The following is a 20,450-nucleotide window of genomic DNA, read 5'->3' as shown; positions in this document are numbered from 1 at the left end:
GGATCAGTTTCAAAACCTGTGGATTACGCAAATAATTTGGTCAATCTGAACAGGAAGAAATTGATGTCACCTACACCTCTAAACTGACTTCTGAAAGCTTTGAGTTTTGCATTGAAAGATTCTGCTGAAGCATTTGTACTCTTGTTGTCGAAGTAGTTCAATATTTTTTTGTGATGGATATTTATGGTTCTGGAGACGGTGTTGAATGACTTGAAGCCGGCCTGTTCCACTTTATCCGCCCATTTTGCCAACCTTGTAAAGGCGTAGATCTTATCTATGGTGGTGTTGAATATCCAAGAGAGTTCTTGGGATAGCCTGTACGCCTTTTCAATATCAGGATATCGCTCAAAGAGTACAGCAGCCCTTTCTCTTTGCTCGTAAGTTCATTTATGTTCACTTTTATAAAGCAGGTATCGGCTTCTTGCAAGTAACTGTTTGATGGTTTCACTGTTGGATAGGACTTCCGGAAAATAGGTTTCCTTCTTCTTTCGTGCTTGGTCAATTGCCTGATTTTCATCGTCAATGGCCTGCCAGCGGTGCTTTATCCTTATTTCCTGAAGCGCTTCGCTAGCAAGTTGCTGAACATGGAAACGGTCTATTACCTGAACAGCATTGGGAAAGCATCTTTTGGCTATCAATCCCATATTACCGGCTAAATCAAGCGTTATCTCTTGAACTTTATTTCGTAATCTCTGTGGAATCTTTTGAAGGATCGGGATAATGTTCTCTGATTTTGTCCCGTTCAGTATGGCTACAATGGTCCCTTTTTTGCCCCGTGCTTCTTTATTGGTGACAACGGTATAGAGCTCGCCATGGGATAGGCAGGTCTCGTCAATAGAAAGATGGCCGCTGACATTCTGTGGGAAGATCAATCCATCTCGCGCATTTTCGCGATGCTCCCAATCCTGGAAACCGCTCAGTTTATTGCGGTAGTATCTCCTTAGTTTACTGGCTGATATCCCATAGAATGAACTGATGGTCTGAATGCTATGAGCCTGGTTGTCCGCTGATACCTTTTAAAAAAGCTGCGAAATCCTGTGTGATGCGCGTCCCTTTGGCTACTAGTTCCCAATTTCTGTAGACTACTTTATCGGTATCCTGGTTGAGCCACCTGCGGCGCTTGACATGAAGATAGACCTGCATGCCACGGATAGGAAAATCTTGAAGGGTAACGGGTTCGAAAAACCCCTTGGAAATCAACTTCTGGCCTTGATATTCTTCAGGTGTAGTATTGAGTTCCTCCAGAAAGATATCCAGTCTTTTTTCTTCTTTGGAATAGTGGGTCATCTCAAAATAATCGGAAACTCCTTCGGGAATAATTAAGGGCATTAACGCGTTGAAAGATTCGTGCATCTGTATAAATATCAAAGCACAAATATCTAATTATTTTTTATCCCCTCCACAACTTTTGTACATGATCCCTTATATTTCAATTAAAAAACCACAGGGATGAAAGTTCTTGATGGCCTTTGAAAACAGACACGTTCATAATAAAAAGGATACCCCCATAAAAAACGAAAAAAGCTCATCTTTCGATGAGCTTTTTCTTTACCCTTTTCTGAGCCTCCTATCGGAATCGAACCAATGACCTACTGATTACAAGTCAGTTGCTCTACCAGCTGAGCTAAGGAGGCTTGTTTTTGGTGATGCAAATATCAGAATTTTAACCTTTTTTGCAAAGAAAAAAGCCGACTTTTCATCAAAACACCATTAACGCACTGATTTTCAAGGAGAACTTTTTTGGCAAATTTCCCCAAATCATTTATATTCAGTAAAAGCTTTTTTTATATTTGTCACTACTCATTTACAGCTTATTGATTACACATCGACCTATGAGCAAACTTTCAAAAGTTTTTGATGGTGGCTTAAATTTGATATGAATACGAACGATCAACATATAGACGATATCGAGCTAATCCATAGGATTAGCGAAGGCAATCATGCTGCCTACGATCTGCTATATGATCGTTTTTTTGAGGATATATATATTCATATCTACAACAAAACCAAGGACTACGAACTTACTAAAGACCTCACACACGATGTATTTCTGAAGCTCTGGGAAAACCGAGACTCACTGACCCACATCACAAATATTAGAGGATACTTGTATATCACTGCGCGCAATAAGGTTCTCGACTTAATTAAGCACAACAAAATAGTCGACACGTACTATCAATCGTTTCTACATACTTACAAGCTCGTGGAGTCGACAGATTTCCGCATCCGCGAAAAACAAATATAAACGATAATCTCGGAAGCGGTAGACAGCCTACCTGCAAAGATGCGGCAGGTATTTGAGCTGAGCCGCAAACAAGACTTGAGTTACCAGGAGATTGCCGATCAATTAGCCATCTCCGAAAAAAACAGTTAAAACACAGATACACAACGCATTAAAGATTTTAAGAAAAAAACTTCACCCCTATACGCATTTTTTTCTCTTTTAATCTACAACTCACACTATACTAAGTCGTCTTATCTATATACTGCCTGATAATGCAGTACTGATAAACCATTAACATGACCGAACACGATTTTAAAATACTTATCGACAAATACCTCAGTGGGCAATGTTCTGATGAAGAGAAACGAGCTGTCGAGTTCTGGTACGCTGTATCCGAAGATGAACAAGAAGTTGATCAAGCAACTTTAAATCTTCATAAACAGCAAATTCGAAAAGACTTGAGCAAAGAACTACAGCGAAAACCAAAAGTCTTTGCTTTCAACAATTATTGGAAGGTCGCAGCAGCCGCAGTATTAGCCTATGCTATTGCGATAGCCATCTATATCAATCAAAATCCAAAGACCCTCCCCCTTTCTGAAGTCGCTAGCATTATGCCGGCTAAAGATCAGGTCGAATTGAAATTGGCAGACGGAAAAACCATTGTTATCAATCCGAATACAAAGCAAGATATTACAACAAGCGAAGGCTTAAGCATTCGTGTTGACGAGCAAGGGAATTTATTATACCAACAAGAAGAAATCAATAATAGCGATGCTCCAATAGCATATAATACATTAACGACTCCGAAGGGAACAATCTCTTCTATCCTACTGGCTGATGGCAGCAAAGTTACTTTGAACGCCGCTTCCTCACTACGTTTTCCGACCCGATTCCAACAGGATAAACGTGAGGTGTATCTGGAAGGTGAAGGATATTTCGAAATCAAGAAAACTGCCAATCACAGCAGCTTTATCGTCAACTCAAAACAACAGGCAGTTAAAGTTTTAGGAACCAAATTCGTCGTTAAAAACTATGCCGGCGAAGCCGAAAGCCGCACATCCTTGGTCGAAGGTAAAGTTGAAGTTAGGGCCTTAAAAGCCAATCATTCGCTTATTTTATCACCAGGACAAGAAGCAACGCTCAACGCATCCGAACTTATTAAGCGTGAATACGATGAAAGCAGTCTTGCTTGGATCAATAACGACTTCATTTTTATCAATGCCGACCTCGCCGAAATCTGCGTAGAACTCGAACGTTGGTATGATGTGAAATTCAAAATTGACAACGACATCGAAAAGAAACGATTCACCGGAGCAATAGCCAAGAACAAATCCCTTCAGGAGATTCTAAACATCATGAGTTCCTCTCAAAACTTAAATTTTAGAATAAACGCCAAAACAATATACGTATCAAACTTTTAACCCTATTTTTTATCACTAATTATGAAAATCTCTCTAAAAACACTCTTTAGGGGTGAGTTCTCCTTGAACAAAGGAGGATTGAAGATGGGACGAACTACCATTCTTGCAGCACTGCTGCTGAGCAGTAGTTTAGTGTCGGGACAAATTACGATCCCTCGGAAAACGATGTCGCTGCAACAGGCACTTTTCCAAATCCGACATCAGTCGGGCTATGACTTATTCTTCGATGCAGATATGATCAATCAATATCCGAGAATATCCATCGAACTGAAAGATGTGCCTGTAGATAAGGCTGTCGAATCCGTATTACAGAATCTGCCGCTTGACTATCAGATCAAAAACAAAACCATTAGTATTCTTCCCAAAAAGAAGACGACTACAAACGAGAGAAACCAACAGCAGCAATCGACCAAAGGGGTAGTTGTCGATGCGCAGGGTAATCCGATATCAGGAGCGTCTATCCGACTGATTTCCGACCGTAAAAAAGCAACTTCCACAAACAGCGATGGTAGCTTTACGTTTCCTGGAAACATCCAAAACCAAGAGATTGAAGTATCCAATGTCGGGTATGAAACTAGAGTCATCAGGGTGCAAGGAAGCACGGTTCGCGTCGTTCTAGAATCAACCGACAATCGTGTGGAAGAGGTCGTTGTGACGGGTATTTCTGCTCGTAAAAAAGAAACCTTTACCGGAGCAAGTGCTTCATTCAATACCGAGGAGCTTAAGCAGGTTGGGAATACCAATGTTATTCAATCGCTAAAAGCATTAGATCCTTCTTTCCTATCCATGGAGAATAACTTAGCAGGTTCTAACCCAAATGCATTAGCAACCATCGAACTTCGTGGACAAACGAGTATTGCTACGGATGCATTGAGAGACGAGTTCTCGGAAGATCCCAATCAGCCCTTATTCATTTTAGATGGCTTCCCGACGACCTTGAGAACCATTACCGATATGGACATCAACCGCATCGCCTCAGTAACGATCCTTAAGGATGCTGCCTCTACCGCTATTTATGGTTCACGTGCATCCAACGGAGTTATTGTTATTGAAACAATAGCGCCAAAACCCGGCGAACTATTAATCAATTACAGTACAGACATCAACATAGATGCCCCCGATCTTCGCAGCTACAATATGATGAATGCTGCCGAAAAGGTTGAATTTGAAAGACTATCCGGGCGCTACACCATCCACCCGCGCCGTGATAAATACGAAACGCAAATCGAATTAGATGCGCTTTACGCCGAACGACTAAAGAACATTGCGAGAGGGGTTGATTCCTATTGGCTAAGCGATCCTGTGCAAACCGCCGTATCGCAACGCAACTCGCTTATGGTCAACGGTGGCGACGGATCGCTTACTTATGGTATCGGAGGAGATTACCGCAAGAATAACGGGGCGATGAAAGGTTCTTCGAGAGATACCTGGGGAACACGCTTAAACGTTGATTTCCGACATAAGAACTTCCGTGCAAGCAATATGCTTTATATTAATGGCTACAGCGCCCAAGAATCAAATTATGGAAGCTTCAGCAACTGGGTCAATACCAATCCCTACTACGAAAAAGCACCCAGCTCGCAGCCCTATTTAGCGATCGTGTCAAGCGGTTACAGCAGCGAAGTGGAATACATTAGCAACCCGCTTTATCTTTCCGAAATCGGGAGCTTTGACCGTACCAAAAACTACGCGATAACAAACAATACAAAGATACGCTGGGATATCAACAGTAATTGGACGCTTAACGGTGCCCTACAGATCTATAAAGACGATACCGAGCACAATGTATTTATATCGCCAAGACACACGCAATATCGTTTGATCAACGTGCTTGAAAAAGGTCGTTTAACGAATTCCGAAATGAGCCGCTTGAACTATACAGCAAATGCAAGTGTGGTTTACCATAAGGTTTTCGCTGGAAAACACAGCTTAAACGGACAGGTTCATGCAGAGGTATTCAACTCGAATGCTAATTCTGCAGGATTTATCGCTGTCGGGTTCCCTACGTTTAGTACGGGAGCAGCGAGATATGCTTACGGCTATCTTGAAAACTCCAGACCGCAATCTTCAGCAATCGTTGAGCGCCGGAATTCCCTGATCAGTACGTTCAACTACTCGTATGATAATAAATACAACGCCGACTTTACATTTTCCTACGACGGTTCTACCGCCTTCGGCGTAGATAATCTCTATTCGCCATTTTTCTCGGGTGGTTTATCCTGGAACCTTCACAAAGAACAGTTTTTTAATGACGTCGCGCCGGCTATCAACTTATTGCGACTTCGCGGTAACTACGGTCGCACCGGAAATCAAAACTTCACGAGCTATACGTCGATCACAACCTATGATTACGAATCTGGCTATAACTTCTGGGGTCAGGGTGTCAACGTTAGCTCCTTAGGGAATAAGAAACTAAAATGGCAGAATACCGAGACCATCTCATTAGGATTAGATTTCGCAGCATGGATTAGCCGATTGTCAGGATATGTGAATGCCTATAGAAAATTCACCGATCCTCTTGTTGTGGCAGTCGCACTTCCATCCTCAACTTCTTTATCACGTTATCCGATTAATGCTGGTAACCTGACGGTAGACGGTGTCGAAGTATATGCAAAGTATGCCCCTATTTACAAATTACAAGACCGTATCATTTGGACGATAGGCTTAATGAGATCGACATACAAACAAGAGTATAATGATTTCAATAGCATTCTTGAAAGTATGAACAGCAATCTGAGACAGAGCAAATCGCTTATCCAATATAGAGATGGCGGCGATCCGGCAGACATTTGGACCGTTCCTTCCTTAGGGATTGATCCTGCCACCGGAAACGAATTGTTCATGAAGAAAGATGGAACATATAGCTTTCAATACGATTATAATGATGCTGTAGTCGTTGGAAATAGCAGACCTAAATTACAGGGGGTATTCACCTCAAACTTAGTTTATAAGGGCTTCTCGGCAAATGTCATTGTCCGCTATCTGTATAATCAAGATGTGTTTAACTCGGCTCTATACAACAAGGTGGAGAATATCAGCATGCAGCAGCTTTTAAATTCCAATCAGGATAAGCGCGCGCTTATGATCGTTGGAAGCAAGTTGGCGACGTCAGCTCTTACAAACGCATCAATTTGATTGACTTAGGTGGTGAATACAGCGATCTAGATAGCCCCCCGGAATCTACGCCTATGTCATCAAGATTTGTGCAACAGGAAAACAGGTTGGCAATCGAATCCATTAGCTTGGGTTACGACATCAGAAACACCAGCTGGTTGAACAAAATCCGCATGAGCAATTTAAAAATAACGGGATACATGAACGATATAGGCTATTTCTCTACGGTTAAGCGTGAGCGAGGTATAGACTATCCTTATACACGTTCATTCTCCTTGAGTTTAACAGCAAATATTAAATAAGCCATGAAAAGAATTTCAATCTATATATTAGCATCCATCCTATTCTGCACAACGTCTTGTAGCAAATGGCTGGAAGTAGCGCCAGAAGATCGCTTTACCGAAGATCAGATCTTTGAAACCGAAGTAGGCTTCGACGAAGCGATGAATGGACTTTATTTGGGTTTGGCAAAAGACAACCTATACGGTGATAAAATGACCCTAACAACGGTAGAGCTTTTAGCAAACCGCTTCCATGTATTGGAATCAAGCTCACCTTACATGAGCCTATGTACTTGGAACTACAATGCAACCTATTCGTTCGAGTCATTCTCCAATATCTGGAGCCAGGCCTATACGAGTATCGGCAATGCAAACAATCTGCTTGCAGCACTTGACAAACAAGGTACTACAGTTTTACCAGATGCAAAAAGAACACGTCTAAAAGGCGAAGCATTAGCAATTCGAGCCTATGTACATCTTGATTTACTCCGTTTGTTCGGCCCGGTTTACAATAGTGTAGATTCTACGAAAAATGCGATTCCATACTATACACAATTGAGTCCTGAAATCGAAACGATACTTCCGGCAAATCAAGCGATGAATTTGATATTGAAAGATATCAATCAAGCGTTGGATTACCTAAAAGACGATAATTCCGCTGAAGTAGGCTATAACAACTATAATAATTTTCGATTTAATTATGTAGCGGCTATGGCTTTGAAAACAAGAGCGCTATTATGGAGAAATAATAAGGAGGAGGCATTTAAGCTAGCTAATGAAACCATCGCTTTGACCGACAACTTTACTTGGGTGACGATCGATCAAGCGAAGAACCCTAGGAATCCAGATAGGATATTTGTGAATGAGATGCTATTCGGAGTTTACAATGATCGTTTATATTTAAACTACGATAAATACTTTTCATTCGAATTAGAGCCTAAGTCTATCCTTTCATCGGGATCTGCAACGTTTATTGAAAACATTTATGAAAAGTCCAGCAATGACTATCGATTTGAAACGCAGTGGAAGATTCCTTCTTACGGCGTAGCCTATCCTACTTTTTTCAAATTCGCGGACATTACCAATAAGGATGGAAACTATAGACAGCGCTTCACGATTCCATTGATTCGCAAAAGTGAACTATTCTACATTGCTGCCGAGACCGCACCTAACACTGCGGATGGATTGGTATTTCTTAATAAAATCAGAAACCAACGCGGCCTTAGTTCTTTAGCTTCAGCATCTCAGATCAGCAATGAAATCTACAAGGAATATCTCAAAGAATTCTATGGTGAGGGTCAAGTATGGTATTATTATAAGCGCAATAGAATTTCGGCAATTGTTTCTCCAAATGGGGACAAGACCTCGGCGATCCCATCCAATGCATGGGTAGTTTCTCTTCCATTAAACGAAACTGATAACCGCTAAAAAGACACATGAAAATGAATACTTTAAAAATAAAACTATTCTTTGCGAGTCTTTTTCTCCTCGCATTATCGGCTTGTAACGAAGATAAGCTCGACTTATATGACCAAGAAGCAACGGGAAGCAGCATTTACTTCTATACACCCTATGCTACTGCCAATCAATCCGTGCCTACGACACAGCATAAATTTTCCTTTGCTTTTGAACAATTAGAAGTAAAAGAAAAAACGATAGACATTCCTGTTCGGATCACGGGTATTCCACAAAGTACGGATCGGGAATTCTCGATTAAATTCGACCCCAATTCAACATTAAAAGAGGGAACCCACTTTGTATTGGAAAATGATAAACTGTTTGTACCAGCCGATTCTATCAAGTCAAGCGTGTCCATTAAATTGATTCGCACGGCAGATCTGCAGACGGAACCCTTGGAATTGCGAATGAAACTTGTGAAGTCCGCAGACTTTAACACCTACTTCAGAGAGCAATTTAATATCGCAAAAACCAAAGCTACTTCTGTTTTAGATTTTAGCTTAGTCGTTGATGATATCTTCGGTGCGCCATATGCGTGGATTCAATATAGCTCACGTTTTGAACCGGCATTAGGGAAATATTCTAAAGAGAAGTTCAACTTATTATTGGAAATATTTGATCTGGATGTCGAGCTATTTACCGACCCTACCGTAAATCCAAATACTGCTTTCGGAATTAGCACAATGACCTATTGGAAAAACTATTTCAAATACTGGTTACTGAAAGAAAAAGAGGCAGGTCGCATTCATGTTGATGGAAACGGAGACCCTATTACAATTCCAAACTAATGTTCAACAAAACCATGAAGTTAAGATATTTAAAATATAGCATATATGTCCTTTGTGCACTTGTCATGATTGCCTGCACAAAAGACAAAGGTAATTACGATTACAAAGACATCAACTCGGTCGAAATTAATGGAATTGAAGACCATTATTTAATCGAGTTCGGAAGTACGCCCAATATCAACCCTACTTTAGAATTCTCCAAAGACCCGAATTTTAAAGAAGAAAACTACAGCTTCGAATGGATTAGCTTCAATCATGGTGAAGTGCAGCTTAGCACGGCCAGAAAGCTTTTGCATACGGGTAAAAACTTTGATATTCCATTGGCGTTAAGTCTCGGAAAATACACTTTGTACTACCGCGTAAAGGAAAAGTCAACAGGCATTCTTTGGACCAGGAAATTTGAGATTGAGGTTACAGGATCGATCAAAGGCGGTTGGGCAGTTTTATCGGAGGTTGACAACAATTCGCAATTAGACTACTTTGAGTATGATTTAGAAACAAATAGTCACCCGAAAGAATATAGAGACTTTGCCTCTTACTTTATCGATTCAGAAACGGGAGCACAACTTACACTGGAAGGTAAACCAAAGTTTATCGAAGGATGGGCAAATACAACAGCAGCAACAGGAACAAACAGATACTTGCTCTATGTAGGAACAGACAAGAAAACGGAGAAAATTAACGTCACTGCAGGGTTTCAATGGAGCGAGCGATTCAACTTCAGCTTCGAGACCCTGAACAATATGGAATTGCCGCGCCTAGACAGAATATATCCGATTGCAACCAGTCAGGGATACGGAATGTACAACGGTGTTTTGCACAAACGTGTAAACATCGCAAACATCAACTTCGGTAATCCCGCCAATCTTTTGAATGGTGAACTGGTTGAACTTGCTCCGTTTATTGCTGTGAACAGAATGCAAATTACTGGGAATGTTGCTTTAGTGTATGACAAAAAGAATCAACGCTTTTTAAGATGCACTGCTAACAACACCGCGCTAACCGGATCCTTATCGATGGCGGGCGCTGCTTTCAATCCAAACGCAGTCGGGATGGACTTGGTTTGGATGGGCAGTACCAACATCAATAATGGATCCGCCTATGCGGTATTGACCAAAGATGGAAAATTTCATCTTGCAAGGACGACTAATAATATCACGACGTTTGAAGCGAGATATCTTGATGATATTTCTTCCCTACCGGGTATTGCACAAGCAAAACACTTTGAAATCGATCAGATTTACGGATACCTTCAATATGCTGTTGGAGGAAAGCTCTACCAATATGATGTTGACACCAAAGAGACCAAATTGATGAAAGACTTTGGCAATCGCGAGATAACTATGTTAAAGCATAATAAAGGAAACTACGTGACTTACACTACTGCAATTAATCCTGCACTAGTGGATAAAGCTGGACGCCGTTTTCTACCGGTTATCAAAGCCCTTATCGTAGCGACCTATGATCCTACCAATCCTAAAACATCCGGACAGGTAGACTTCTTTGAAGCGCCACAATTTAATATGGAATACACGACTTATTACAGTTTCTCGGGCTTAGGTAAAGTCCAAGATGTGGCATGTGTTGAATTTCCGACTGGTTATTAAAAATGATATGATCATGAAAAAGAACTTTATATATTTTTTATTTCTTTTAGCGCTAATTTCCTGTAAGGATAGTTCCTTCGATAGGATTATCCCTGAGGATGACGATGAGTTCCCTGCGCCGGCTCCGCCTCCAACCCCGCTTCCTTATCCCCTAGATAGTGCTTTCCAACTAAAAAGCATAACATCGGCCGAGGCAGAGCGGATTCGATTGAATCAGAACTTCACAAGCAGCGATTTCATTCCGACAGGATGGTTCGCGGAAGAAGGCAGCGATCTGGTAGTGAATCTAAAAAGATTGAGTGGTGATTACTACCCGGTATTGATTATTGGAACTTACAACAGAACTACCAACCCGGATGCCGATGTTAAAACTTATACATTGACGCCAGGGAACAATAGCATCAAAGTTGAAAAATCGGGACTAGTCTACATCCGATATAATGGCGAGCTAGATAAAAATGAATCCATTGTGAAATTTGTATCCGGTGTTAAACCCGCTCCATTTTACCGCGCCGGAAAAACAAGTAAAGAAGATTGGAAAGGGATGTTGAATAGCTATACAAGCAGCCCGGACGCGGTGCTATTTGGCGGCAAGATGATTATTGTGGTTAGCAGACGAACAGCGTTAGACAATATTGCTGAGGATCAGGAACTGTTATTAAAAACTGCGAACAACATTTGGGAATGGGAAGAAGATTTTGCAGGTCTAGATAATTCATCAGCATTGCACACGAGAAATCTACACAACCATTTAATGACCGAGTCAAACAACCCGGAATATTATATGGCTGCATTCCACTATGGAACCTTCTATAACGCGAGCTTTGCGGCCCACATGCTTGTCAAACCGAAAGATATCAATTCTTGGGGGCCATGGCATGAGATAGGCCACCATCATCAGCAAGCATCCTACCTATGGACGGATCTGATGGAAGTAACGGTGAACCTTTATAGTCTTTACGTACAGGAAAAGCTAGGTCGCGAACCTGAATTAAAAGCTAGAGGTACCTGGCCGTCGGTGGTTAGCTATCTGGCATTACCTACCCCAAGTAAAAACTTCGACGGAATTGAAGACCCATTTGTCAAATTAGCGATGTTCAGACAACTGTGGCTTGCATTTGGATCTGATTTCTACACGCAGTTGCACAAGGAAACACGGGAAAAGAAATTGGCGAATGGAGCAACTGATCTGCAGAAGAAGGAGTTTTTTATGTTGAGAGCATGCGAAATAAGTGGCAGAAACTTAACGAATTTCTTCCAAAAATGGGGAATGACCGGTGTATCGACCGTTTATCCAAAAATTACTGCTTTAGGGCTGCCTATTCCTACTTCAGATTTAACAAAACTTCAAGATTAAGGCTATGAAAAATATCATCATAACGGCTATCATCAGCTTTTTCGCAAGTACGGTCCTCGCTCAGGAGCCCATGATCATCAATGGAACGACGACCGACGAATTCTATCAAGAAGTCGTGCTGTTCGAAGTAGTTAATGGACGAACAGAACCGATCGCGCAATCCAAAGTCGTGAATGGAAAATTTGCATTCAAGCTTTTCCCGACCTACGAAGGCTTTTATCTATTGGGGTCTACTCAAACTCAGAACAACGCTGCCAGACATATCATTTATGGTAAGGAGAAGGAAGTTCTAAATATTGCTATTGGCGGCAAGAGCTACCAATTGAACGGGAAGAATTCGGCGGATAATAAAGATCTGGAAAAGTTTCAATCCATGTTGAGCGATATGAAAGAAGGCATTCGTTTAGGCGGCCCTATGACCTATGTGGAGTTCTACCCTATCGTTGAGAAGTTGGCACCACAAATTGCCCCTTTCAAAACCACATCGAAGAATCAAACGTTCTTAAGCAACTTTGAAATACTAAAGGATTATCTCTTCCACTATTATGCGCTGCAGTTCCAATACCTGCCGAAAAGAGCTCATCGGATGCTGAAGAGATTATCAGTTTGTACAAGGAACTAGATCATACGAAATATCTAAATGAAAACTTATTGATCCTTCCTTTTGGAGATAGCTTTTTGATGAGCTTGGTGATTGATGCAGGACAGCAAAAGAAATACAGCATTAAACAAGGCGAAAATAAAGCACAAAACGCAATCGACTTTATCCCGGATCCGACAATTAAAGGGCAGTATATTGTTCAGTTATCAAATAACTTCAAATCCTATGACGATTATTTAAGATTGGTAGAACCAAACCGAAAGTATCTAACCCTTGCCGATCAGGAAAAACGATTGAATGCGAAGTTAGTTAAGTTGGCGGATTCAAAACCCGGGGATGATTTTATCGACTTTACATTTCCAGACATAGCGGGAAAACAGTATAGCAAGAAGTCTTTGCAGGGAAATATCATCGTTATTGATTTCTGGGCAACCTGGTGTGGCCCTTGTAAACAAGAGGAACCATTCTACGAAAAGCTAGCGGAAAACTATAGAAATCAAAACGTGAAGTTCTTAGCTATATCGACGGATAAGGACAAAGCCGCGTGGGAAAAATATGTCAAAGCGAAAGAAGGTGATTTAAATATTACCCATTTGCATGCGAGCAATAAGAATATTCTTTCTGACGCTTATCAGATCAATACCATTCCGCGTTATATGGTCATCGATGCCAATGGAAAGATTGTAACGACCAATTCTCATAGGCCTTCGAATGTAGAATTGAAAAATTTAATCGATAAATTGGTGAAATAGTAGATTAAATTTCTTTCCAACTATGAAATAATGGCAGGTTAAAATTAATTAACCTGCCATTTTTACATCTAGGAAGTTTCAAAAACCAAAGGGCATCCGTTTTGTTAAACTGTTAGAAACAACAAATAATCGAAAACTACATATGAACTTTAATAATTATACAATCAAGGCTCAAGAAGCCATACAAAAAGCATCGGAGATTGCCGTTGGAAATCAACAGCAGGCAATCGAACCGGCGCATATACTTAAAGCCCTCTTAACGGTTGATGAAAACGTGGTTGGCCATTTGCTGAAAAAGCTAAACGTGAATATCAATTACATCACCACGGAGGTTGACAAACAGATTGAAGCATTGCCTAAAGTGAGCGGTAGCAACGTGTATTTAAGCAATTCTTCGGCTGCCGTTCTGCAAAAAGCACAAAGCTATCTGAAGGAATTCAATGACGAATTTGTATCCATTGAACACATCCTTTTAGCCCTTTTATCAGCAAACGACAAGGTTTCTAGTCTTCTAAAAGATCAAGGGGTTACCGAGAAAGACCTTAAAACAGCGATCAAGGAACTTCGCGGCAATAGCCGAGTAACCGATCAGAATGCCGAGGCAACTTATAATGCACTGGGAAAATATGCAAGAAACTTAAATGAGTTTGCGGAGTCTGGCAAGCTAGACCCGGTAATCGGTCGCGATGAGGAGATTCGTCGAGTTATGCAAATCCTATCCCGTCGTACCAAGAACAACCCGATTTTAGTGGGTGAACCTGGTGTGGGTAAAACAGCAATTGCTGAAGGTATAGCACATCGTATCATCAAAGGCGATGCACCGGAAAACTTAAAATCGAAAACCGTATTTTCATTAGATATGGGAGCCCTTATCGCGGGCGCAAAATATAAAGGCGAGTTCGAAGAACGCTTGAAAGCGGTCGTGAAAGAAGTATCCGATAGCGATGGAGAGATTATCCTCTTTATCGATGAGATCCATACGCTGGTTGGTGCTGGCGGCGGTGAAGGCGCTATGGATGCGGCGAACATCTTAAAACCCGCTTTAGCGCGCGGCGAGCTTCGTGCGATCGGTGCCACCACCCTCAACGAGTATCAAAAATACTTTGAAAAAGATAAGGCTTTGGAACGTCGTTTCCAAAAGGTCATGGTCGATGAACCGGATACACAAGATGCGATTTCCATCCTACGCGGATTGAAAGAACGCTATGAAACACACCACAAAGTAAGAATACTCGATGAATCCATTATTGCTGCTGTAGAGCTATCACAGCGCTACATCACCGATAGATTCCTACCGGATAAGGCGATTGACTTAATTGATGAGGCTGCATCTAAACTACGCTTAGAGATGGACTCTGTTCCTGAAGCAGTCGATGAGCTAGAGCGCCGCATCATGCAACTGGAAATTGAGCGCGAAGCCATAAAAAGAGAGAACGATGAGCGCAAAGTTTCTGAGCTATCTGAAACTATTGCTAACCTTTCCAACGAGCGAGACTCATTGAAGGCAGCATGGCAATCAGAGAAAACATTGGTTGATCAAGTCAACCAAGAGATTCAGAATATTGAAGATTACAAACTGGAAGCAGAACAAGCGGAACGTGCAGGTGACTATGGCAAGGTTGCGGAACTGCGCTACGGAAAGATAAAGGAAGCCCAGGACAAGGTAGAAACCCTGAAGCAAGAGCTTTCGGAAAAACAACAAAGCAGCCGCATGCTGAAAGAAGAAGTGACTTCCGAAGATATTGCTGACGTGGTATCGCGCTGGACAGGTATTCCTGTGAGCAAGATGGTGCAGTCGGAACGTGAAAAGCTGTTGAATCTAGAGGAGGAATTGCATAAACGCGTAGCAGGACAAGAAGAGGCTATCGAAGCCATTGCGGATGCTATCCGCCGCTCTCGCGCGGGCTTGAGTGATGCAAAACGTCCGATCGGTTCCTTTATATTCTTAGGTACGACAGGGGTTGGTAAGACGGAGTTAGCGAAAGCGTTGGCGGAATTCTTATTCGATGATGAGCAAGCGCTCGTACGTATCGATATGTCGGAGTATCAGGAACGCCACGCCGTATCTAGATTAATCGGAGCGCCTCCAGGATACGTTGGCTACGATGAAGGCGGCCAGTTAACGGAAGCAGTACGTCGCAGACCCTATTCTGTTGTCCTTTTAGATGAAATCGAGAAAGCACATCCGGATGTATTCAACATCTTATTACAAGTGTTGGACGATGGCCATTTAACAGATAATAAAGGTCGCGTGGTAAACTTTAAGAATACGATTATTATCATGACCTCTAACACCGGTTCGCATATCATTCAAGAGAACTTCTCGCAGATGACAGACAGCAACCGCGACGAGGTAGTCGGTAAGACCAAAGACGAGGTATTTGAATTGCTTCAAAAATCCATCCGTCCGGAGTTCTTAAACCGTATCGATGAGGTAATCATGTTTACACCATTGAGCCGCGATGAAATCGGCGATATCGTACGCATGCAGTTTGGAAGAGTCGAAAAGCAATTAGCCGAACAAAACATCTTCCTATCCGCTACAGACGACGCACTAGATTGGTTAGCACAGTTAGGATACGACCCAGTTTATGGAGCACGTCCATTGAAACGAGTTATCCAAAAACGCGTCCTCAACGAGCTTTCCAAAGAGATCCTCTCCGGAAAAGTAAGTCGAGACTCCGTGATACAATTAGATGTCTTTGATGGGAAATTTGTATTTCTAAATAAGTAGCAGTCTGAGACATTGGACAATAGATATTAGACAACAGACCCGATCCTGCCCATCCTTAAATCTTTTCTTTCCTGGTTCAGAAACAACGATATAGTTTTGAATCAAGAAAGGAAGGATGAAAGGATTGGCAGGATATTTTGTCTTGAATACCAGGAAAGGAAGGATGTAAGGATTGGCAGGATCGGGTATAAATTCAAAAAATATGGCGACTATCGCTAGCTGCCATACTCTTATGTCTAATATCTGATATCTAATATCTAATCTGAACCAGGAAAGGAAGGATTCAAGGATTGGCAGGATCGGGTATAATTTCAAAAAATATGGCGACTATCTCTAGTTGCCATACTCTTATGTCTGATATCTAATATCTAATCTGAACCAGGAAAGGGAGGATGAAAGGATTGGCAGGATGTTTTGTATGCAGTTAAAAATCGAGGCCGTATTAACCGTCATAGGTCTTGATACTAACTACTAAATACTTAATACTAAAAACTAAAAGAGATGGCGACTATCTCTAGCCGCCATACTCTTATGTCTAATATCTAATGTCTAACATCTAATCCAATCGATCGGAAAAGACATACCTAATCTCTTCTCTCAGATTGTATTTGGAGGCCATAACTTCGCCGTAGGCACCTGCCGTGCGTATAGCGATTAGATCTCCTCTTTGGGATACTGGTAATGTCACTTCCTTGCCGAAGCAGTCAGAGCTCTCGCAAATAGGACCTACGACATCGTAGTTTAGTTCGCTAGTTTCTGTTGCTAGGCCGAGGCGTTCGATCTTATGATAAGCCTGGTATAGTGCGGGGCGCATCAGTTCGGTCATTCCGGCATCTAGAATTAGGAAATTTTTCTTTACGCCGCTTTTGCTATAGAGTACGCGACTAACTAATGTTCCTGACTGCGCTACTAAGGCACGTCCTAATTCAAAGTGCACCTCTTGCTGCGGCGTGCGTTCTAGGAACTTATCGAACACTTCGAAATATGCTTCGAAATCAGGATACGGGTTCTCATCAGGATGATGATAATCCACTCCTAGTCCACCTCCAACATTTAATATCTTGATGGTTGTTCCGCGTTCTTCAAACCAATTCTTCCACTCATTGACCTTTACGCAAAGGCTCTTGAAAACATTCATATCCGTGATTTGTGAACCCACATGGAAGTGTAGTCCTACTAAATCAACGTTTTTACAATCTCTAAGCACAGAAGCTGCCTGCTCTAGCTCTGAATTTGGAACACCGAATTTATTCTCATCTAATCCCGTTGTGATGTAGTGATGCGTATGTGCATCTACATTTGGGTTTATTCTTAAGGAAACATTCGCGCGCTCGCCTAATGCAGCAGCCAGCTCGTCGATTACCTGAAGCTCTTCGATAGACTCTACATTGAATGCGAAAATCTGATGCTTAAGTGCCATCTTGATTTCCTTGTCCGACTTCCCTACTCCTGCGAATGTAATCTTATCGGCCGGAAAGCCCATATCAATCGACTTCTGAACCTCATTGCCTGATACACAGTCTGCACCAAAACCTACAGCTTGAATCGCAGAAAGCAACTTATCGTTAAAGTTGGCTTTTAACGCATAGTGAATATGGAAGCCTCGCTTATCAGCGGCAATTTTTGCAGCCTGCAAGGTGCGATCCAGAAGCTCTAAATCATAATAATAGAAGGGAGTTTCAAATTGCGATAAGCGGTCTAGGCTAATTTTATTTATTTGCATTTTCTATTTATTAAAACAATCTATTGTGTAAAGAACGTAAAGCCTCGGTTTTATGCTCTGAATTCAATAGAATCGACACATTATAATCTGAACCACCATATGAAATCATACGCACAGGAAGATGCTTAACCGCGTCTAATACGCGAGCCGCATAACCGTGGGTATTGGCGCCGAAGTCGCCTACAATACAAACGATCGTTTGATCTCTATCGACGCTTACTGTTCCGAAGTCTTCCACCTCGCGGATGATATCCTCTAAATTGCGGGTATCGTCAATTGATAGAGAAACTGCGACTTCCGATGTCGTGATCATATCAATCGGTGTCTTATAGCGTTCAAATATTTCAAATATCTTACGTAAGAATCCATAAGCTAACAACATGCGCGATGAATGAATATGGATAGCTGTAATTTCATCTTTTGCAGCAATAGCGCGGATAGCGCCTTTCTGTCCCCCGTCTTTTGAAATCAATGTGCCCGAAGCTTTCGGATCCATCGTGTTCAATAGGCGTACCGGGACATTATACTTTTGTGCTGGGAATACCGATTGGGGATGTAAGATTTTCGCTCCAAAATAAGCTAACTCTGCGGCTTCGTCGAAGCTTAAATTGGCAATCGGCGTTGTTCCTTTTACTACGCGCGGATCGTTATTGTGCATCCCATCGATATCGGTCCAAATCTGGACTTCATCAGCTTGGATGGCTGCACCAATAAGCGATGCCGTATAGTCAGATCCCCCACGTCGCAGGTTATCAATTTCGCCAAAAGCATTTCGGCAAATATATCCTTGCGTGATAAACAGCGTGTTCTCTGGATGGTTCGCTAAGATAGCACTCAACTTTTCATTGATGAATGGGATAACAGGCTCGTTGTCTTCATCGATTTTCATAAAGTCCAATGCCGGTAACAACACTGATTTTATCCCGATTTCTTCCAAATGAAAATGCCACAAGGTCGTAGACAGCAATTCACCCTGCGCTAAAATAACTTTCTCTTCAACTGGCGTAAATAAGTCATTTGATAGCGAAGCAATTAAATTAAAATGATAATCGATTAATTCCTTACCGTTCTTATATCCGTTCTCTGTGCTGAAGAGTTCCTTTATTAACGATTCGTACTTATCCTTATGAGCAACGATCAACTGTTTGGCCTCGTCCTTCTTACCTGCTAGGTAAGCTTTTCCAATTTCAACCAATGCATTGGTGGTTCCAGCCACTGCTGAAAGCACGACGATCTGACGCTCCGATGGGTCTACGATATCAAGTAGACCTTTGATACGCTCAGCACTTCCTACGGATGTTCCTCCGAACTTAAGAATTTTCATATCTCTGTAATTTAACTTTGTTTTTTGCGGGTGTGAATATAAGGATTAATCGCATAAAAAAAGCGGCACAATCGCATTTAATAGCTTTTGTGCCGCATATCATTAATGCGGAAGAATTACTTCTTCAGATTTTCTATTAATAATGTTGCAAGTTCCTCACCTATACGCTCCTGCGCTTCGTTGGTAGCAGCACCAATATGCGGCGTCAAGGAGATCTTCGGGTGGGTTAGAATTTCAGCACGAGGCGTAGGTTCATCATCATAAACATCTAAGCCTGCAAATGCAACTTTACCAGTGTTCAATGCATCCACTAATGCTAACTCATCAATAACGCCTCCACGTGATGCATTTACTAGCCCTACTCCATCTTTCAAGATCTCAAATTCCTCTTTTCCAATAACCGGTTTGTCCGTGAATGGAACGTGTAAAGAAATAAAGTCAGACTCGCATAAAACAGTCTCTATATCGGCCTGCTTCACAGGAACTTCAACTTGAATATCACCAGAAAGATTTAAGGTCAATGACATCGGCCCTTCGAATAAATCGGAATAGATTACATTCATTCCTAAGCCTAAACCGATTTTTGCCGTCTCGCGACCGATACGTCCAAATCCTACGACACCTAAAGTCTTGCCTTGCAATTCGGAACCAGCGCCATAAGCTTTCTTCAATGCGCCGAATTTAGTTGCTCCAGAAACTGGCATCTGACGATTCGAGTCGTATAAGAAGCGAACGCCATTTAAAAGATGTGCAAATACTAATTCAGCAACGGAGTGTGATGATGCTGCAGGTGTGTTGACAACCGTGATGCCTTTGGAGCGTGCATAATCCACGTCGATATTATCCATACCTACTCCCCCACGACCAATCACTTTAATATTCGGGCAAAGGTCGATCAGCTCTTGTCTAAGTTTCGTTGCGCTACGAACCGTAACAGCGTCATAGCTATTTAAGCGTGCTGCTAATTCCTCTTGTGGAATATGAACGGTATCCACTTCGAAGCCGGCAGCCTCTAATATTTGTTTACCGATAGGATCAATCCCATCGTTTGCTAAAATTCTCATTT

General features: G+C 41.8%; 16 protein-coding genes, 1 tRNA gene and 1 pseudogene. 12 read left to right on the top strand and 6 right to left on the bottom strand.

All coding sequences use genetic code 11. The features are described 5' to 3' along the window. Positions 1 to 23: 23 nt before the first annotated feature. The 3 genes and pseudogenes from B2400_RS12160 to B2400_RS12150 all read right to left on the bottom strand — a co-directional run bounded on the left by B2400_RS12160 (position 24) and on the right by B2400_RS12150 (position 1,634). Positions 24 to 959 (bottom strand): annotated as a pseudogene (locus B2400_RS12160) (ISAon1 family transposase). A 28-nt stretch (positions 960 to 987) separates the two neighbouring features. Further along, positions 988 to 1,353: an ISAon1 family transposase N-terminal region protein gene (locus B2400_RS12155; RefSeq protein WP_153511590.1), complete on the bottom strand. Its 366-nt coding sequence runs from the start codon at positions 1,351 to 1,353 to the stop codon at positions 988 to 990. A gap of 208 nt (positions 1,354 to 1,561) precedes the next feature. Then, positions 1,562 to 1,634, bottom strand: a tRNA-Thr gene (locus tag B2400_RS12150). A gap of 242 nt (positions 1,635 to 1,876) precedes the next feature. Here B2400_RS12150 and B2400_RS12145 point away from each other — a divergent pair. The 12 genes from B2400_RS12145 to clpB all read left to right on the top strand — a co-directional run bounded on the left by B2400_RS12145 (position 1,877) and on the right by clpB (position 16,337). Then, positions 1,877 to 2,245, top strand: a complete 369-nt coding sequence (locus B2400_RS12145; RefSeq protein WP_149525725.1) for an RNA polymerase sigma factor — start codon at positions 1,877 to 1,879, stop codon at positions 2,243 to 2,245. Between the two features lie 3 nt (positions 2,246 to 2,248). Beyond that, the gene (locus tag B2400_RS17895) at positions 2,249 to 2,374 is read left to right on the top strand and encodes a sigma factor-like helix-turn-helix DNA-binding protein (RefSeq protein WP_414712989.1); all 126 of its coding nucleotides are present in this window, start codon (positions 2,249 to 2,251) and stop codon (positions 2,372 to 2,374) included. A gap of 146 nt (positions 2,375 to 2,520) precedes the next feature. Continuing rightward, complete coding sequence (locus B2400_RS12140) at positions 2,521 to 3,645, top strand: FecR family protein (RefSeq protein ID WP_293933678.1); 1,125 nt, start codon at positions 2,521 to 2,523, stop codon at positions 3,643 to 3,645. Positions 3,646 to 3,666: 21 nt separating this feature from the next. Further along, positions 3,667 to 6,780, top strand: a complete 3,114-nt coding sequence (locus B2400_RS12135; protein WP_293933676.1) for a SusC/RagA family TonB-linked outer membrane protein — start codon at positions 3,667 to 3,669, stop codon at positions 6,778 to 6,780. 53 nt (positions 6,781 to 6,833) lie between these two features. Continuing rightward, complete coding sequence (locus tag B2400_RS12130) at positions 6,834 to 7,061, top strand: hypothetical protein (RefSeq protein WP_293933674.1); 228 nt, start codon at positions 6,834 to 6,836, stop codon at positions 7,059 to 7,061. Positions 7,062 to 7,064: 3 nt separating this feature from the next. Continuing rightward, complete coding sequence (locus B2400_RS12125; RefSeq protein WP_293933671.1) at positions 7,065 to 8,468, top strand: RagB/SusD family nutrient uptake outer membrane protein; 1,404 nt, start codon at positions 7,065 to 7,067, stop codon at positions 8,466 to 8,468. Positions 8,469 to 8,482: 14 nt separating this feature from the next. After that, a complete protein-coding gene (locus tag B2400_RS12120) occupies positions 8,483 to 9,286 on the top strand; it encodes a DUF4843 domain-containing protein (protein WP_187774014.1) in 804 nt (267 codons plus the stop codon). A gap of 14 nt (positions 9,287 to 9,300) precedes the next feature. Further along, positions 9,301 to 10,893 carry a PKD-like family lipoprotein gene (locus B2400_RS12115; protein ID WP_293933669.1) on the top strand — a complete coding sequence of 531 codons (1,593 nt, stop codon included), beginning with the start codon at positions 9,301 to 9,303 and terminating at the stop codon, positions 10,891 to 10,893. Between the two features lie 13 nt (positions 10,894 to 10,906). Further along, positions 10,907 to 12,250: a M60 family metallopeptidase gene (locus B2400_RS12110; RefSeq protein ID WP_293933667.1), complete on the top strand. Its 1,344-nt coding sequence runs from the start codon at positions 10,907 to 10,909 to the stop codon at positions 12,248 to 12,250. Positions 12,251 to 12,254: 4 nt separating this feature from the next. Beyond that, positions 12,255 to 12,872, top strand: a complete 618-nt coding sequence (locus B2400_RS12105; RefSeq protein ID WP_293933664.1) for a hypothetical protein — start codon at positions 12,255 to 12,257, stop codon at positions 12,870 to 12,872. Further along, on the top strand, positions 12,857 to 13,603 hold the full coding sequence (locus B2400_RS12100; protein ID WP_293933661.1) for a TlpA family protein disulfide reductase: 747 nt from the start codon (positions 12,857 to 12,859) through the stop codon (positions 13,601 to 13,603). Before B2400_RS12105 ends, B2400_RS12100 begins: the two co-directional genes overlap by 16 nt. 142 nt (positions 13,604 to 13,745) lie before the next feature. After that, positions 13,746 to 16,337 carry an ATP-dependent chaperone ClpB gene (clpB, locus tag B2400_RS12095; protein WP_286651508.1) on the top strand — a complete coding sequence of 864 codons (2,592 nt, stop codon included), beginning with the start codon at positions 13,746 to 13,748 and terminating at the stop codon, positions 16,335 to 16,337. A gap of 556 nt (positions 16,338 to 16,893) precedes the next feature. On the opposite strand, the gene lysA is transcribed toward clpB, so the two are convergent. The 3 genes from lysA to B2400_RS12080 all read right to left on the bottom strand — a co-directional run bounded on the left by lysA (position 16,894) and on the right by B2400_RS12080 (position 20,448). Next, positions 16,894 to 18,060 (bottom strand): diaminopimelate decarboxylase, encoded by a 1,167-nt coding sequence (gene lysA, locus B2400_RS12090; RefSeq protein ID WP_286651509.1) that lies wholly within the window; start codon positions 18,058 to 18,060, stop codon positions 16,894 to 16,896. Positions 18,061 to 18,070: 10 nt separating this feature from the next. Continuing rightward, positions 18,071 to 19,384 carry an aspartate kinase gene (locus B2400_RS12085; RefSeq protein ID WP_149525713.1) on the bottom strand — a complete coding sequence of 438 codons (1,314 nt, stop codon included), beginning with the start codon at positions 19,382 to 19,384 and terminating at the stop codon, positions 18,071 to 18,073. A 116-nt stretch (positions 19,385 to 19,500) separates the two neighbouring features. After that, the gene (locus tag B2400_RS12080; RefSeq protein ID WP_293933656.1) at positions 19,501 to 20,448 is read right to left on the bottom strand and encodes a D-2-hydroxyacid dehydrogenase; all 948 of its coding nucleotides are present in this window, start codon (positions 20,446 to 20,448) and stop codon (positions 19,501 to 19,503) included. Positions 20,449 to 20,450: the final 2 nt, after the last annotated feature.

Origin of the sequence: Sphingobacterium sp. UBA6645, assembly GCF_002455685.1 — a bacterium.
Taxonomy (GTDB): domain Bacteria; phylum Bacteroidota; class Bacteroidia; order Sphingobacteriales; family Sphingobacteriaceae; genus Sphingobacterium; species Sphingobacterium hotanense.
Note: the sequence above shows the minus strand (reverse complement) of the source record. Positions and strands in the feature narration are given on the sequence as shown.